We start from the raw sequence: 14,617 nt of genomic DNA, 5'->3' as shown, positions 1-14,617 counted from the left end.
GCGGGGAGTGCCGACAAGCCTTGGTTTTGTGAAGAACGACGAAATCGGCACTCATTTTACCGACGTAGACATGCCCGGAAGCGTTTTGTCGCCAAGCCAGCTTCGGGTTCAAGTTACTTGAGTTGATCGCCTCTACAGCTGCTTAATCAAACAGTTCAGATCGGCTTGGTTGCTGCGTGAGCCCCACTGGCGCGCCCCAACGCAAGCGATATGGTCACGCAAAGTGGCAACCCAACGGACGGCTGACGTCGTTACAAACTGATCGTCATAAGGCCGCGAGGTTTTAATGTACTAGCAAGCCAAGTCCCGGCTTCAACTCAACCCGAATAAAGCTCTGGAACCATTGTGCAACTCCCTCGTTTCATGCTCGCAAGATATTCATTTCAAAAGGAGTTTTCATCATGGGTCGCGGCATTCTACTCTGGCTTCTCGGTGTTCCTCTACCGATCATAATCCTTCTCGCTCTTTTTGTAAGATAGGGGTCAAAGATGTCTCTTTTGGAATCACAGGGAGGTATTCCCGTCGAATCCTCCAGATCCGCCATCTCATGGGGCCCGATTTTGGGGGGCGCTTTCGCGGCCATCGGCGTCACGCTCATTCTCTTACTTCTTGGCTCTGGTGTTGGCCTGACGATGGTCTCGCCCTGGTCTGGGGAGAGCAGCTCCGCGGCCACCGTAGGCATTACAGCCGCGATCTGGCTTGTCGTCGTTCAATGGCTCTCTTCGGCGCTTGGCGGTTACTTGACTGGACGGCTCCGGACGAAATGGGCAGCCATCCATACTGACGAAGTCTTCTTCCGAGACACTGCCCACGGCTTCATCAGCTGGGCCATATCGACGGTTTTCGTGGTGGGTTTTCTGGCTTCGTCTCTAACCTCGCTGGCAGGCGCGGGCGCAAGTGCTGCAGGTGCTGCGGCAACGGCGGCTGGAGCGGCTACAGCGGCGTCCACCACTTCGACACAACCCGATCTCGCGACTTCCTATTTCACAGATGCCCTTCTGCGGCCTGAGCGCGTCAGCACGAATGCTTCAAGGGACGACGGCGCGGCTTCGGCCGAGATTTCGAGAATTCTGTTGAACGACGCCGCGAAGGGCGAGATTCCGGAAGGCGACAGGACCTACATCGCGAGCATCGTTGCCGCTCGGAGCGGATTGTCAGAGGCGGACGCCCGTACTCGGGTAGACGCGGTCCTCAAGCAAATCGACGACGCTAAGGTTGCCGCGCAGACTGCTGCTGACAAGGCAAGAAAGGCCGCAGCTACGACGGCGCTTGTCGGATCGATCTCACTTCTCATCGGTGCCTTTATTGCTAGTGCCGCTGCAGCTCTTGGCGGTCGCCAGCGCGACGATGAAGAGGATGTCCTCCTGATGGGCCGCGGCCCGTTCGCGTAATCCGTGGGCAAAATATTCCGTCGATGGTGTCACCATCGACGGATTTCCCTTCTATGCAGGTGTTCCCACCGTTTCAACACGAACTTATAACTGTTACGGCGCTTTCCGTGGCTTACGTTTGCCAAAAAAACCGTGGGTAGGAGACCCACGGTTTCATATTTTTTTCTGAGGACAGTCGGCCCCCCCTCCGCCGCGTATGTCACACAGGAGCTACGGCGCCTCCATGGAGCCCACCCAACAGCCAGAGAACGATCAAGACGACGATAATCAGACCGAGGACGCCGCCGAGCCCGCGGCCTCCATAACGGCCGTGAGCATAGTAGCCGCCGCCGCCGCCTAGCACGAGGATTAACACGACAATAATCAAAAGGGTACTCATGCGTTTTCTCCGAGTTTCTACGAATCAAATGACTTCGACCCGGACCTAAAATGACAGCATTCGCGGCCCAGCTACCGTAAACACTGGACACGCTGGGATTGTTCCCGCTCTAGGCGATCTCCAAGAATATCCGGTCGGCGACGAGAACACATCAACGAGCCGTTGAACATTCCCGCGCCAATGCCCTTCGAGCTGACTCAAGAGTGTTACCGATGAGGGGCGGCTATGGAATTCCGTCCGCAGAACCACCATATCTCACCCAAGCGGCAGCAGTCCCTTCGAGAGGGCCATTGATAGCGCTGCATCACCACAGAAGCACAGGAGAACATCATGACTGACGCCAAGGGCGCACCTGCGTCCGAAAAACCTTACGACGCAATCACGCTAGCGAAGAAACACAGGATCTCCGTCGAGGACGCACAGACGATCATCGAGGAGCACGGAGACAATCGGAAGCTCGTCGACAAGGCCGCCAGGCGCATCGCTGCCTAGCTCGCGGGTCAAGGAGTTCGAGCATGACTATACAGAAAGGAAGGGCAGTCGAGGCTGCGTTGACGAAGACGCAGCGCGATGCAGTAAATGCGATCCGACGGTTTCGTCACCAACGGAAAGTCGGCAGTACGTGGCTGGTCGGAGACCGTCGTCTCTCTCGGGGTGTCATTTCTGATTTGGAGAAGATGAGGCTTGTCCGAGAGGTGACGGCAGGGGGCAGTCCCGTCCTCACATACATCGGTGAAGGCGACTGAGACCATAGGCAACGGCTCCTCATTCCTGCAAATGAAAAGGGCGCTTCTCGACATCACGTCGGAGCGCCCTTGTTCGGAGATGGCGACGTTGCGGCGGGGCCATCGTCCGAGAACAGTATCTGAGCGGATTCGCAAATGCCTCGCAAGTGACGCCTTTCTTCCCGCTTTCGATGGGGCAAGCTCTACCCACATCCTTTCCACTGTCTATCCACAGGGTATCCGCAGGCTAACTGATTGATCTCAGGGCACTCTCGCCTTTCGCCGCCATGGTGTGGATAAATCGAGTGCGACGAAATGGTTACAGAGGGCTTTCCATTGGCCGAAACGGGATTCCGTTTAAGAGTCGATAGGACTATTGTCGCCAACGCTTTCCTTGAGAGCAGGCGGCGGACCTCGGAGAGCGCGGCGGCGAGCACTCGATGCTCCCGCCGCTTCCACGCCCTGGCGAAACGGCCATCTTCCACCGTCTACGACCTGAAGTCGAACTCCACTCGCCGAGCTGCGCACCGGAATCAATTTCTGAGCGCGATTCCGTAAGTCATTGAAAAATGATTCGTTTCGAGTCGGAACGAATCACCCTCGCACGTCTTTGAATCACGACCCAAGTGATTCGGAGTGGAGCGTCATGGCATCGGGACACCGCGCACAGTGGAAAGGCTTTCTTAAATTTGGTGAAGTGAGCTGCGGCGTGGCCCTCTATACAGCGGCCAGCACATCCGAGCGCATCACTTTCAACACGATCAACAAGGCGACGGGTAACCGCGTTAATCGCGTGTTCGTCGACAGCGAGACCGAAGAACGGGTTGAGCGGGAATCTCAGACCAAAGGCTTCGAGATCGAGAACGGGCAATACATCATCATCGATCCCGAGGAAGTAGCAGCGACAATCCCGGAGAGCAACAAGACGCTCGAGATCGACGCTTTCATCCCATGCTCCGAAGTCGACGATGTGTATTTCGACAAGCCTTATTACCTGACCCCGGACAAAATGGGTGCCGACGCTTTCGTGGCCCTTCGCGACGGCATGAAGAAGTCGAACGTCGCAGCCATTGCTAGAGCTGTCCTGTTCCGCCGGGTGCGCTCGGTGTTGATCCGCCCCCATGGCAAGGGCCTGGTGGCAACCACCATGAACTACGACTACGAGGTTCGCTCCTCGAAGAAGGCGTTCGAGGAAGTTCCTAAGCTGAAGATCGAGGGCGAGATGCTCGATCTCGCCAAGCATATCATCAGCACGAAGAAGGGCACGTTCGATCCGGCCACGTTCGACGACCGCTATGAAGCCGCCCTCGCTGAATTGGTGAAAGCCAAGATCGAAGGCAAGGAGCTGCCGAAGGCAAGAAAGGTCGAAGTCTCGAAGCCGAACGACCTGCTAGCCGCCCTCCGCGAGAGCGCCGGATTGCTGAAGTCTGGGGCGTCCACCGAGTCCAAACCGAAACGCACTGCGGCCAATGCCAATCAGGGCACAGGTCGGCAGCGCGCCGCGCGCGGGGTGGCCGCGAAGGCCGCCTCCTCCAAGGCTGCCCCGCAGCGCAAGGCAAGCTGAGGGAGATCGATCGATGGCACCCAAATATTATTGGAAAGGCTACCTCAAGCTCTCGCTCCTCACCTGCCCCGTGGCGATGACCCCGGCGATGTCCGAGTCCGAGAGGGTCCGCTTCCACACCCTCAACAAAGACACTGGAAACCGGGTCGTTTCGCAGTACGTCGACTCCGTGACCGGAAAGGCACTGAAGCAAGGCGCAGAGGCCAAAGGCTATGTCCGTGGCGAGAATGACTATGTGATCCTCACGGACGACGATCTGGATCGGGTCGCTCTCGACACCGTTAAGACCATCGACATCGAGAAATTCGTCCCCGCGGATTCGATCGACTGGGTTTATTTGGAGAAGCCCCACTATCTCACGCCCGACAACGCCGTCGGCAACGAGGCCTTCGCGGTTATCAGAAATGCCATGAAGTCGGACAACGTCGTCGGCGTGTCGAAACTCGTGATCGGTCGCCGCGAGCGCGCTGTCATCCTCGAACCCCGCGAGGAAGGCATTGTCCTATGGTCACTCCGTTTCGGCGACGAAGTTCGTCCGGAGGAAAGCTATTTCGAGGACATCGAGGACAAAGCCGATCCCGACCTGATCCCGCTGGTGCAGAAACTGATAAAGCAGAAATCGGCACACTGGTCGCCCGACATGGTCAGCGATCCAATACAGCCGAGCCTGCTGAATCTGATAGCCGAGAAGAAGAAGGCGATGAAGCCGAAGAAGGCGGCCAGAGGCAAACGTTCGGATGCCGCTCCGAAGGATAACGTCGTCAACATAATGGATGCTATGAGGAAGAGCGTCGATGCCGATCTCCGAGGTAGGAAGGCGGCCTCATCCCATGCATCTTCTTGAAACCAAAGTCGCTCACGAAAAGACAGGGTGGCGCGTAGACTTTCTTGGCGACCACGGGGAGTTGGTGTCGATCAAGGTCGCTGACGGGCACGCATTCAGCGAGGAAGAGGCCATCGTTCACGCCAAGGAGGTAATGGTGCAACTGACTGCATTTGGCACCCGCGGTGGCGGTCGAAGCATTAACGCCTATGACGCTGCGAGCAATGGCAACTTCGACGACGACGAGCCGCCGTTCGGTACTTGGCACTGACATGTGACATTTGGCAGATGGCACGCGTGAATGAGACGTTTTTTCCTCACACGCCTGATGTCGCGGCTTCACGCTGCCTTCAAGCGAAGCTGTGCCTGGGGCAATGGTGGCTCGCTTGATGAAGGTGAATGGCATTATCGCTGAAGATCCGGAAGACGACAGACGCCAATTAAAGCGCCTTTTACAGTTCCAAAAAAGCGCGGCCGCTGTGTTCGTTCCGGGCACGGTCGGGCTACAATCTCGGAATAGTGCGACGGCGTACCAACACTGTCACGAAAGCATCGCCCAAATGCAGAGATGCAAATCCGGCTGCCATGGGGTCGAACTACGCGATAGTCCGGCTTGTATACCTACCCCTTGACTATTGCTTCATGAATGGCGCGCGCGACCTCAGGCTTGTCGCTCATCGAGATAGCACAATATGGTTGGCCCCGCTCAGCACTAAGGGCATGAAAGGCAAAAAGCGCTGCAAGTGGAGCATGCCCGTAACACCGTGTCTGAGTTGAGGTTCCGGGTGAATAAGCCTTCTACGCCAGCACGTGTGAGTGCCGCATCGCATTTCATCCATCCTTGTCTGGGTCGCGTAGCCTTCCTGTCGAGTCCAATCGGTGGAACAGACCGCTCTCGCCGTCGTTACTGCATGAGTATGGAGAAGAGCATGACACGCTACCTTGACACGCCGACTGCCGCGGAGCCGCCAAAGCCTGACCTGAACACGCACATCCGCACCAATCCCAGAGTGAAGGGAATACTATGGACGGCGGGAATTGGCATGGGACTTCTCATCGTGATCGCTGCGGTGATTTCTCATGTCCTATAAGCATGCCAGATCGGTCGATAGCCGCACCCATGTCAGAGAGGATCGCTACCAGGCAATCCCGGGCGAGGACGGCTGGACGGTGGTGGATCGCTTGAGCGGTCTTCCAGCGGCTTCCAACGGCCGCGACTTCATCAAACTAAGAAAAACAGACGCGCGCGACATTTCAAATGAACTCAATAATTGCGAAAGAGAGGGCAAGCCCAGCCCGCTACTGTAATCCTCTGATCGAATTTTGCGCATCAGTGCTTACACGGGAAATCCACATACTTTGACAACTGAGCGGCCCGCCGGCAGCTATTCCGGGGTGTTGGGCCGCTTTTAGAGGCTTCTTCGTAACGGCGGATGTCAGGGCGCCATTCAACTGCCTTTGACGATCGCATAAATTATTTTACGGAAAACCAGCGACCCAACTGCTGGAGAAAAGCATGCGCTCGGGATCGCCATCGAGGTCCTCGGTGATATCGAAAGCAATTAAGCGCTCGACGACCCCATCGAAGTCATGCATCCGCAATGCGAGATGCCAGCTGTTGCGATCAATCGCCGGCCACTTACGGGACGTTCCTTCGTGGTCTACCGCGTAGGATAGGGGCGAAGTTTTGAGATCCGCCGTGATGATCGATGCGTGATGCAGAGCAGGAACGGGATTCTGTCTTCGAACCGCCAGCGCGCAATGCGAGGTCAGGGACCAGAACCATCTAGTGACCAGCACTTGCAGACCGTCGTTTCGGTTGTCCGATACGTTCGAAAACCCATCCGCTCGTAGTACGCCTGTGCAATGTCGTTGGCTATTCCGATAAAGGCCTCGATTTTCTCAAGCCCCGCTTCGATGGCCGCCTGTCGGGTCGTCTCGAACAGCTCGCGCCCGACACCAGTCCTGGCTGCGTCTGGAGAGACATGCGTGCCGACGATGCCCCATCCAACTGGCGTGTCATAGAGATTATCATCAGTCGCTCGGATCAGCGATTGAAAGCCGAGTAGGTTTCCGTTGTCGTCCTCGGCCAGGGAACAGCGGATGCCAGCCGGATTGTCGATATAATGCTCGCGAACGAATTCGACGTCTGCTCTTGCCGTCCGCTTTCCGGCAGCAACCAGCTGCTTGAGCATTTCACTCATAGGAAGAGCGTCTTCAGCCTCTGCTATCCGAATCTTCACTGTAACCTCCCTCCGGAGCTGTGGTGATCGACCGCCGGCCGTCTCAAGATGTCGGCCGCACCGGGAATGTAGGTCGAGACAGCACGACCACGCTAGAGTTGACGACCCTGGTTTTGAGCCTGTTCCAGTGCCAGCGCGTGGCGTTCTTTCTTTGCCTCGCGTCTACGCTGTTCCGCTGTCAGGAAATTTCGTGCCGTTTGCGCGAAGCTTTGACGCGGCTCGTGTTTCCGTAAGTTGGAGAAGTCGCTGGGCTGTGATGCCGAATTTTCGGTCATGGGTGTTTCCTCAATTGCCGGGAGAGAACGCGCCAAGCAGTGAAAGGGTACGGCGTCTGCCTGATTTTTTCATGAGGATGGTATTGTCGTCACGATCGGCCTTCCATCGCCTGGATCATCATCATCGTATAGTCATCCATTGCAGGCGGCGGCACGTCGTTTTTGATCGCCTGCTCCGGCAGGATTTTATGCGCTGGATTGCCACCATGCGCGAATTGACGCGCAGACTTCTTTGCTCGGCTTGCCTTCAGGTCGATGCCGTTGTCTTTGTTGCGTGACATCTTTGTGCTCCGTCTGCGACTTGATTCCGTCATGAACGGCAAGGAAGGAAATTCGTTCCGTGCGGAGTGGCCCGCGAAAAGGAAGAGAAGTGCGTCTCTCACTCGGCCAATGCCTGAATTTCAGGCGTTGACCCTACATCCTGTCGATCTTCCCAAAATGAGCGGGTAAATCACGTTCGCCAAATGTCGTCGTAATACATCACAAGTGGCGGGGATCAAGCGGTAGAACCCGATCTTGAACAAGGTCCGGTACCGACACGGCTTAGCGACGCTGGGCACTGCTACCCAGCTGTTCTGGCGCCGTACATCTGATTGTTGACCTGAATCAAAGCCGGCGAACTGATATCCCACTCGAGCCTACGTGTCACGCGGCTCAGATCTGGCGCGCTGGTAACGAAGCGCTCGTCGTAACGGAGATAGAGTGTCTCGAAGAAACTGGTCGTTGCAAGCGGGCTGGTTTCAGGGGGGAAAGGTTCGAAAAGCTTGTTCTTGGTGGGGCCTTCCATTTCGACCAGGCCGAAACCGATTGCTTCATAGCGGCTGACATCGTCACGGATCCCACGGCGCCCGACAAGCTCGCGCAGCGCATTGTGGAAGCGGACGATCCCGGCCACCGGCTCGCCGCCGATTGCAATCGCAATGTCGTTGGCCGCCAGGGCCTTCGCGGGGGCAGTCTCATTGCTGACGTCGTCAACAGCTTCGGCAGCGATATCGAGCGCGCGTTCCGTTTGTCGGTTTGCCCGCAGCAGGACGAGATAGCCGAGGACGAGAGCCGGATAGGTGATATGCAAGTTGGTGCATTCGCCGATCGTCTCTTCCATGCGATTGGTCAGGTTACGGAACGCACCGGTTACGCCCTTGCAGGAGACAGCGAGTACGGGGCCGATCCCTTCCCTGGTCACGACAACATCGACGTTCTTGGTTTTTAGGCCGCCGAGCACAGTTCGTTCGCCGCCGCCGGCGACGGATGGATCATAGTGGAGAATAGGCACGCGGCCAGATTTGCGCTCTACCCGAAATGGCGGTCGCGGCGTGATGTCGACTGGATCGAAGCCTCCCTCGATCACCAGCCGGCAGGCAACATACCAATGCAGAGGCTTGATGTGGCTAGCACTTTGCGTCTTGCCTGAGAATTCCGCGAATTCCCTGAGCGCGTCTGCTTCGGTCGTCCAACGGCATACATTACCTTCGATTTCAGTCGGCATAGTGTCTCCAGCGCTGAAGCGTCTGGATGGAGTCCAAAATTGCCTCGGAGGACTTCTTGCCTGTCAGGCGACCAGCCGGAAAGAGAATGTTGCCGGCTTCACGCGGCTCCAGCTTCAGCATTCCACCTCCAAGCGCGTGGCCTTCGATCTCGCAGCTCAACCGGACGAAAGGCGTTTCCCACGAGGGGAGGAGTTTCGCTGCGAGCTTACGGTCGCGCAGCCTCACAGCGTGGACACTGTTTGTGCAGGTAACACCTGCGTCGTTTTTGACAAGGCTCGCTGCGCGGCCCGACATGTACTGAAGGATGTAATCGGGCTCCTGGACATCGGGAACCGAATACCAGGGGTCCCTCACCCGGCATTTATAGGCTTGCCGGGCTTGCCGACCAGGATTGCTATTGAGATAGCGCCTGACTGTGGCCGGCACTTCCTGTCCGCGGCCGATCTTGAGCAGCAGCATTGCCTGGTCATTGGCCTGCCAATCCGTCACAGTAGACTGGGTGATAGCGTCTTTCGGGAGCGAGCGCGCGTTGCGCACCGAGGGCTTGAGGAACTGTGATGGGATCCCAAGTTTCTCAGCCAGGGACGGTTTCAGGTGGAAGAAGTCGTTGTCGCCGCTAACATAACCGATCCCAACGGCTGCGAATTCCGAAAACCGACGGCTGTCCGGGTCCGCCGCGGCGCCCTGATAAATCTCTCTTACCTCTTCCGACATTAGGTACGGCCGCAATCTGCTATTCCAGATAGAACGCCACTCTCCGACGTCGACAAAGGTTGTCGCCGCGGGCGGTTGTGCGGCCGGTCTGTATTGATCTACGACTGACAGCTCGATGCGATCGGTCTTTTCGCCGAAGCCGTCGGCATAGAGAAGCCAGCAATCTTCGGACAGTTGCGGGAAGAGCTTCTGGCGCACGGCGACGATTTTCACCTGCCGGAACGAGGCGACGAGATACTCGATCAGCGGCGCAGCATAAGGAGCGTGGCCGATCTCGGCCGGCACGACAAAAGCCAGACGGCCGCCGGCCTTCAAAAGCGTAGCTGTCGACACCAAGAACGGCGCCCATGATGATGTCAGGCCGCTGAAGCGTGCGCCATGCGTTAAGCAATGGGCGAGAGCGCGTTTGCGCATGTCGCCCTTGAAGGTCTGGTAGCGGATGAAGGGCGGATTGCCGGCTGCACACTCGAAGCGCTCCGACGTCTCCGCCGCCCAGGTGAAGAAATCGCCCTCGTGCACGAGCGACCAGGGAGCGCGGTCCATGGCAGAGCGCGCTGATACGAAGTCCTGCTCGATGCCGACGGAATTGCGGTGGTGGACAAGGAAGTTGCCATCGCCGCAGGATGGATCAAGCAGCCGATCGTCGTCATGACGCAGCGCCCAACGTACGAGGGCGGCCGCAATATCATCCGGCGTGAAATACGCGCCCGATTGCTTCTGCGGCAGTCGAATCGATTGTCCTGTGTCCATGGCGCCACCTTAGGGAAATGGGAGTGCTTTTCAAACATAGCCTTGCCGGAGTTTCAAGAACATAAATAGAACAAAGATAGCTTATATTGGTTTGAACATCCTTGCTTTCGGCAAGGCGCCGCCGCTCGAGGGTTCTGCGCGCGCGTCAAAAACTTAGAGCTTGAAGCAGTTTTCCCGGTGCCACTGCAGAAGTCATGGGTGTGGCAGGCCTCTCGAATGATCGTGACGGTACGCTCCTGGAAGAGGGCGTACGATGTCTTCGGCGGCTGCTTTGAAACGGGCTGGTCGTCCGTGTGGCGGGTGCCATTATATCGCTCTCGCCGCCCATTACACCCGCGGATGCAGACCAAGGTCGGCGCAATGCGCGGTACTTTCCATACTGGCAGCCTAAACTTGTCGAGAATCACCGCTCTTGATCGGATATGAACTGCCGACCTTGCCGCTCGTCTCGCAAGTAGATGATCGGACAAAAAACTTCCGGGGAGAAGCATAGCGGAGCTGAAGCCCTGAGATTTGTTGCGAACCACGACTGAGTTGGAGCCGGCCCCGTCGTCCTGAGAAAGTGGTCACCGACAATCTCGCTGACAAAGGCGTCGAGATCCACATCGCAGATTGGTATGACTGACGCCCAAATCAAGCATTTTTCTTGCAAATATAAAAATCTGGACGGGAATGCCCGTGGGTCATCATGTCGAGCTTTTTGAGGCGGAAATCGATCGTCTGGCGCGTGGCGAGCGCTACGGCAATGAGCCGTGAATTTATCCCCGGCCAGATCATCGCCTATCCGTATCTCGGGGCTTGGCAGAACGACCGGGGAGAGACAGAAGGGCGCAAGTCGCGTCGGACTTGCGTCGTCGCGCGGGCCGCACCGCTAAGGACGGCCTCACCCTCCTTGCTCTTTTCGCTGTCACAACGAAGGCCCGCCGCGAGCCTCGCAGAAAAAGGCGGCGCTCAGCTATGAAAACGACGTCCAAGACCCATCGCTGACAGGCAGGGGTTTTCAGTGCGTCCTACCAGACGTGCGACTTCGTCGATCGATTTCCCGGGATAACGCCGCAGCAATAGCTCGGCATTTGACGATATGAGATCGCAAAGGAAATTAAGCGGGTACCGCGAAGGATTGTGCAGAAACGCCTGAAGTAGCGCGTCAAACTCCAACAAGCGTCGTCTATCCTGCAAACTGTCCACCCCTTAATACTTCGCCCCCGACCATCAAACCCAAAGCGTTTGGCCGGTCAATTCATCCTTATGGCTTAGCACATTCGACTGCCCGTGCTTTTTCGGTATCAGTGCTGCGACGCTGGGCGAACCGCGGTGCGGTAGCATCCAATGCCGTCGCAGTTACTGCACTTGGCAAGGCGCCTGCACTTGATATTACTGCCTAGTGTGACTGATATGGCACAGTATTTTGAAATTCTAAGCTGAAGAATTCTTCCCCATATGCTTGAGTTATCGGAGAAGATAGGCGCAACGGGTGCTTCGCCCTCTCGCGCGCGACAGTTATTGATCGAGGGGATCAGGTAAGTTGCGGCTTTATGGATTGTACTTTGCCGGTTTCATTACCGTAAGCATGTCACTTTCGGGCTGCGTGAGCGGTCCGGATCATGTCCCCCCGGAGATGCCGCTTCCCGCGAAGTTCGGTGAAGGCGGGGTCAAGAGCAATGGTGATGTTGCGACCGCCCAGTGGTGGACGGCCTATCGCGACCAGCGGCTGAACGCGCTGGTGGCCCAGGGCATCGGCCAGAACCTCGACGTGCTGCAGGCGCTGGAGCGCATCAACGCTGCCGAAGCCCAGGTGACAGTCGCCGGTGCAGGCGCGCTGCCGAGCCTCGTCGTCGGTGCTTCCCATACTGTCAGCGGCCAGATGGGCAACCTTCGCACCCGCTCCGGCGCCACCAACACCACCGCCGGTGAGGCCAATGTCTCCTGGCTGCTCGATCTGTTCGGCGAATATCGCCGTTCGAAGGAAAGCGCGCTGGCATCGCTGGATTCGGCTTACGCCACCGCCGACGTCGCCAAGCTCACCTTCCTCCAGGATCTGGTCAACAGCTATATCGACGCTCGTTACTACCAGGAACGCATCGCGCTCTCCCAGGCAAACCTGAAGTCGCGCCGCGAGACCTTCGATCTCACCAAGTTCCAGCTCGAAGCCGGTGCGGCCTCGCGCCTCGACGTCGTCCAGGCCGAAGGTCTGGTGCAGTCGACCCAGGCCGAAATCCCCGGTCTCGAAACCAACTTCCGGGTTGCCGCCCATCACATCGCCACACTGCTCGGCCTGCCGGCCTCTTCGCTGGTCAGCGATCTCCAGAAGGGCTCGCATCAGCCGGTGTTCCGTGGCGGCCTGCAGGCCGGCATTCCGGCTGACCTGATCCGCAACCGTCCCGATATCCGCAAGGCCGAACGGGATCTGGCCGCTGCCACCGCCAATATCGGCGTGGCCGAGGCACAGCTCTATCCGTCGATCTCGCTGTCCGGCTCGATCTCGCCCTCCTATGTCCGCCCGGTCGGCGGCAATGGCGGCCTGACCACCTGGTCCTTCGGCCCGACGCTGAATCTGCCGATCTTCGACGGCGGCCGCCTGCGCGCCAATGTCGACATCACCAAGTCGGATGCCAAGGCCGCCTATCTCGCCTGGAAGTCTGCGGTGCTGAGCGCCGTCGAGCAGGTCGAGAACGCGCTGTCGGCGGTCCGCCGCGATGCGCAGACGGTTCAGGCCCTGCGTGCCCAGGTGAAGACCACCCAGGAATCGCTTGAGCTCTCGACCGCCAGCTACAAGGACGGCGCGTCCTCGCTGCTCGACGTTCTCGATGCCCAGCGCAACGTCTCGACGGCCCAGGCAAGCCTGGCCGCCGCCGTCCAGCAGATGGCCAAGGACTACGTCTCGCTCAACGTCGCCGTCGGCGGCGGCTATGCGCCAGATGGCGCAAAGCCCTCGACCGAAGCAAAGATCGAGACGTTCGCCGTCAAACCGTAGGAGCCGGCTCGGGCGATCTAAAGGAAAGTGATTTCGCCGTTTGCGATCTTTAGGATCGACAATGCGCCAGTCGCTGCTGCAGCGGTATCGATGGCAAGACGTTGGCGGCCGAAGGTCGGTTCGAGGACGGGCGTGTGCCCGTGGATAACAAAAATGGGAAGTCCCGGTCCGTCGCTTAGAAACGGTTCGCGGATCCACATCAAGTCGGTATCGGTCTGGCGTTTCAGATCGACGCCGGGGCGCACGCCAGCGTGAACGAAAAGCAGCTTTCCGATCTGCAAACAAACCGGAAAGGATTCAATCAATGCAATATGCTGCTCGTCGACCATCTCGATGACCAGTCTATGCAGTCCGCGAAGGCCCTTCATTCGCACTGTTTGCTCGACGTCGATGCCATATGAGGCAAGTGTTTCTGTCCCGGCAAAGTCGATCCATTCGCCCAGCATCGCCGGGTGACGGTACATGCGAGCAAACTCATCATCATGATTGCCAGCAAGCATGATGCGCCTGTAACCATGAGCAACAGGCGAAGATAGTCGCTCCAAGACCGAGCGACTGTCGGGACCGCGATCAATGTAGTCGCCCAGCAGGACGATGAGCTTCCGTCCGGGTGTAGACGTGCCGTCTTCATAGATCCGACGCTCCGCCTCTCCAAATTCTCTGCAGCAGCCATGGATGTCGCTGATCGCGTAGATCGCAGCGAACTCGTCATCAGGCAGTGTCAGCCGAGATCTGCCGTTCGCATTCTGCGTGCGTGAACGATGCCATAGCATGGGAAAGTGGAACATTGCTCCATGAACTTCAGTGAAAACCACCTCCGCACTACAGGAAATTCCTTAACTGAAGCTCAAGTTCAAATCACGCCATTTAACGTTTGCGTGTTTGCCGCGATCGAAGGACTCGCCAGTACTTCTGCCTCCTGCCATAAACTTAGGCGTTCCGCTCCATTTCTGCCCCGTTAACGTTGTGATTAACACAAAATTAATACTGGTTTACAGCGTTAAACTTTGCTGATAGCCTTTAATAAGTAGCAGTGGAGTATTGTGTATTTGCGTAACTCTCCTGATGGTTTTGCCCGATCTGAGCGCCGTGCAGTGCTGCAATTGCAGTGCTGGGACGACGCGTATAGCGTAAATATAGCCGCTCGATTAGAAAAGCCATTACAACCGGCAGACAGCATATCATCCGAAACGATGTCGCAGGCTCCCGGCGCTTTACCTCTGCTCCCTTCTCACAAACGCGCGCAACGTTGGATTTCCAAACCCTTTGGCTATCCATGCGCGAACGCATTT

Annotated in this window: 16 protein-coding genes; 8 read left to right on the top strand and 8 right to left on the bottom strand. The window is 57.5% G+C overall.

The genetic code is table 11. From position 1 onward, the window contains the following. The first annotated feature begins 488 nt into the window (after nt 1-488). Nucleotides 489-1,391 carry a hypothetical protein gene (locus J2X43_RS17555; protein WP_310295776.1) on the top strand — a complete coding sequence of 301 codons (903 nt, stop codon included), beginning with the start codon at nt 489-491 and terminating at the stop codon, nt 1,389-1,391. Between the two features lie 199 nt (nt 1,392-1,590). Here the strand turns inward: J2X43_RS17555 and J2X43_RS17550 are convergent, their stop codons facing one another. Then, complete coding sequence (locus J2X43_RS17550) at nt 1,591-1,770, bottom strand: DUF3309 domain-containing protein (RefSeq protein ID WP_310295774.1); 180 nt, start codon at nt 1,768-1,770, stop codon at nt 1,591-1,593. Between the two features lie 330 nt (nt 1,771-2,100). Here J2X43_RS17550 and J2X43_RS17545 point away from each other — a divergent pair, with 330 nt between their 5' ends. The 6 genes from J2X43_RS17545 (at nt 2,101) to J2X43_RS17520 (ending at nt 6,190) form a co-directional block, all read left to right on the top strand. After that, a complete protein-coding gene (locus J2X43_RS17545) occupies nt 2,101-2,262 on the top strand; it encodes a hypothetical protein (protein ID WP_310295772.1) in 162 nt (53 codons plus the stop codon). An 879-nt stretch (nt 2,263-3,141) separates the two neighbouring features. Then, on the top strand, nt 3,142-4,059 hold the full coding sequence (locus J2X43_RS17540) for a Ku protein (RefSeq protein ID WP_310295770.1): 918 nt from the start codon (nt 3,142-3,144) through the stop codon (nt 4,057-4,059). A 13-nt stretch (nt 4,060-4,072) separates the two neighbouring features. After that, the gene (locus tag J2X43_RS17535) at nt 4,073-4,903 is read left to right on the top strand and encodes a Ku protein (protein WP_310295768.1); all 831 of its coding nucleotides are present in this window, start codon (nt 4,073-4,075) and stop codon (nt 4,901-4,903) included. Next, nucleotides 4,890-5,153 carry a hypothetical protein gene (locus J2X43_RS17530; RefSeq protein WP_310295766.1) on the top strand — a complete coding sequence of 88 codons (264 nt, stop codon included), beginning with the start codon at nt 4,890-4,892 and terminating at the stop codon, nt 5,151-5,153. Before J2X43_RS17535 ends, J2X43_RS17530 begins: the two co-directional genes overlap by 14 nt. Before the next feature lie 658 nt (nt 5,154-5,811). After that, on the top strand, nt 5,812-5,973 hold the full coding sequence (locus tag J2X43_RS17525; protein WP_310295764.1) for a hypothetical protein: 162 nt from the start codon (nt 5,812-5,814) through the stop codon (nt 5,971-5,973). Continuing rightward, on the top strand, nt 5,963-6,190 hold the full coding sequence (locus J2X43_RS17520) for a hypothetical protein (RefSeq protein WP_310295762.1): 228 nt from the start codon (nt 5,963-5,965) through the stop codon (nt 6,188-6,190). The genes J2X43_RS17525 and J2X43_RS17520 overlap by 11 nt, the downstream gene beginning before the upstream one ends. 461 nt (nt 6,191-6,651) lie before the next feature. Here the strand turns inward: J2X43_RS17520 and J2X43_RS17515 are convergent, their stop codons facing one another. From J2X43_RS17515 to J2X43_RS17490, 6 genes are all read right to left on the bottom strand, one after another. Further along, the gene (locus J2X43_RS17515) at nt 6,652-7,125 is read right to left on the bottom strand and encodes a GNAT family N-acetyltransferase (protein WP_310295760.1); all 474 of its coding nucleotides are present in this window, start codon (nt 7,123-7,125) and stop codon (nt 6,652-6,654) included. A 92-nt stretch (nt 7,126-7,217) separates the two neighbouring features. Continuing rightward, nucleotides 7,218-7,400 (bottom strand): hypothetical protein, encoded by a 183-nt coding sequence (locus tag J2X43_RS17510; protein ID WP_310295758.1) that lies wholly within the window; start codon nt 7,398-7,400, stop codon nt 7,218-7,220. 89 nt (nt 7,401-7,489) lie between these two features. Next, a complete protein-coding gene (locus J2X43_RS17505) occupies nt 7,490-7,681 on the bottom strand; it encodes a hypothetical protein (protein ID WP_310295756.1) in 192 nt (63 codons plus the stop codon). A 281-nt stretch (nt 7,682-7,962) separates the two neighbouring features. After that, on the bottom strand, nt 7,963-8,886 hold the full coding sequence (locus tag J2X43_RS17500) for a hypothetical protein (protein ID WP_310295755.1): 924 nt from the start codon (nt 8,884-8,886) through the stop codon (nt 7,963-7,965). Continuing rightward, nucleotides 8,876-10,351 carry an N-6 DNA methylase gene (locus J2X43_RS17495; protein WP_310295753.1) on the bottom strand — a complete coding sequence of 492 codons (1,476 nt, stop codon included), beginning with the start codon at nt 10,349-10,351 and terminating at the stop codon, nt 8,876-8,878. Before J2X43_RS17495 ends, J2X43_RS17500 begins: the two co-directional genes overlap by 11 nt. A gap of 633 nt (nt 10,352-10,984) precedes the next feature. Further along, the gene (locus tag J2X43_RS17490; protein ID WP_310296040.1) at nt 10,985-11,128 is read right to left on the bottom strand and encodes a hypothetical protein; all 144 of its coding nucleotides are present in this window, start codon (nt 11,126-11,128) and stop codon (nt 10,985-10,987) included. Nucleotides 11,129-11,921: 793 nt separating this feature from the next. On the opposite strand from J2X43_RS17490, the gene J2X43_RS17485 reads away from it, so the two are divergent. Continuing rightward, nucleotides 11,922-13,325 carry an efflux transporter outer membrane subunit gene (locus tag J2X43_RS17485; protein ID WP_310295751.1) on the top strand — a complete coding sequence of 468 codons (1,404 nt, stop codon included), beginning with the start codon at nt 11,922-11,924 and terminating at the stop codon, nt 13,323-13,325. 17 nt (nt 13,326-13,342) lie between these two features. Here J2X43_RS17485 and J2X43_RS17480 read toward each other — a convergent pair whose 3' ends face one another. Further along, nucleotides 13,343-14,113 carry a metallophosphoesterase gene (locus tag J2X43_RS17480; protein WP_310295749.1) on the bottom strand — a complete coding sequence of 257 codons (771 nt, stop codon included), beginning with the start codon at nt 14,111-14,113 and terminating at the stop codon, nt 13,343-13,345. Nucleotides 14,114-14,617 lie beyond the last annotated feature (504 nt).

This window comes from Rhizobium sp. BE258 (assembly GCF_031457345.1).
GTDB lineage: Bacteria > Pseudomonadota > Alphaproteobacteria > Rhizobiales > Rhizobiaceae > Rhizobium.
Note: the sequence above shows the minus strand (reverse complement) of the source record. Positions and strands in the feature narration are given on the sequence as shown.

Excerpts from the sequence above, each read along its gene's own strand:
- J2X43_RS17555 (WP_310295776.1), top strand. The coding sequence starts at position 489 with ATGTCTCTTTTGGAATCACAGGGAGGTATTCCCGTCGAATCCTCCAGA.
- J2X43_RS17535 (WP_310295768.1), top strand. The coding sequence starts at position 4,073 with ATGGCACCCAAATATTATTGGAAAGGCTACCTCAAGCTCTCGCTCCTC.
- J2X43_RS17490 (WP_310296040.1), bottom strand. The coding sequence starts at position 11,128 with ATGATCTGGCCGGGGATAAATTCACGGCTCATTGCCGTAGCGCTCGCC.
- J2X43_RS17530 (WP_310295766.1), top strand. The coding sequence starts at position 4,890 with ATGCATCTTCTTGAAACCAAAGTCGCTCACGAAAAGACAGGGTGGCGC.
- J2X43_RS17495 (WP_310295753.1), bottom strand. The coding sequence starts at position 10,351 with ATGGACACAGGACAATCGATTCGACTGCCGCAGAAGCAATCGGGCGCG.
- J2X43_RS17540 (WP_310295770.1), top strand. The coding sequence starts at position 3,142 with ATGGCATCGGGACACCGCGCACAGTGGAAAGGCTTTCTTAAATTTGGT.
- J2X43_RS17485 (WP_310295751.1), top strand. The coding sequence starts at position 11,922 with ATGTCACTTTCGGGCTGCGTGAGCGGTCCGGATCATGTCCCCCCGGAG.
- J2X43_RS17525 (WP_310295764.1), top strand. The coding sequence starts at position 5,812 with ATGACACGCTACCTTGACACGCCGACTGCCGCGGAGCCGCCAAAGCCT.
- J2X43_RS17545 (WP_310295772.1), top strand. The coding sequence starts at position 2,101 with ATGACTGACGCCAAGGGCGCACCTGCGTCCGAAAAACCTTACGACGCA.
- J2X43_RS17500 (WP_310295755.1), bottom strand. The coding sequence starts at position 8,886 with ATGCCGACTGAAATCGAAGGTAATGTATGCCGTTGGACGACCGAAGCA.
- J2X43_RS17505 (WP_310295756.1), bottom strand. The coding sequence starts at position 7,681 with ATGTCACGCAACAAAGACAACGGCATCGACCTGAAGGCAAGCCGAGCA.
- J2X43_RS17510 (WP_310295758.1), bottom strand. The coding sequence starts at position 7,400 with ATGACCGAAAATTCGGCATCACAGCCCAGCGACTTCTCCAACTTACGG.
- J2X43_RS17520 (WP_310295762.1), top strand. The coding sequence starts at position 5,963 with ATGTCCTATAAGCATGCCAGATCGGTCGATAGCCGCACCCATGTCAGA.
- J2X43_RS17480 (WP_310295749.1), bottom strand. The coding sequence starts at position 14,113 with ATGTTCCACTTTCCCATGCTATGGCATCGTTCACGCACGCAGAATGCG.
- J2X43_RS17550 (WP_310295774.1), bottom strand. The coding sequence starts at position 1,770 with ATGAGTACCCTTTTGATTATTGTCGTGTTAATCCTCGTGCTAGGCGGC.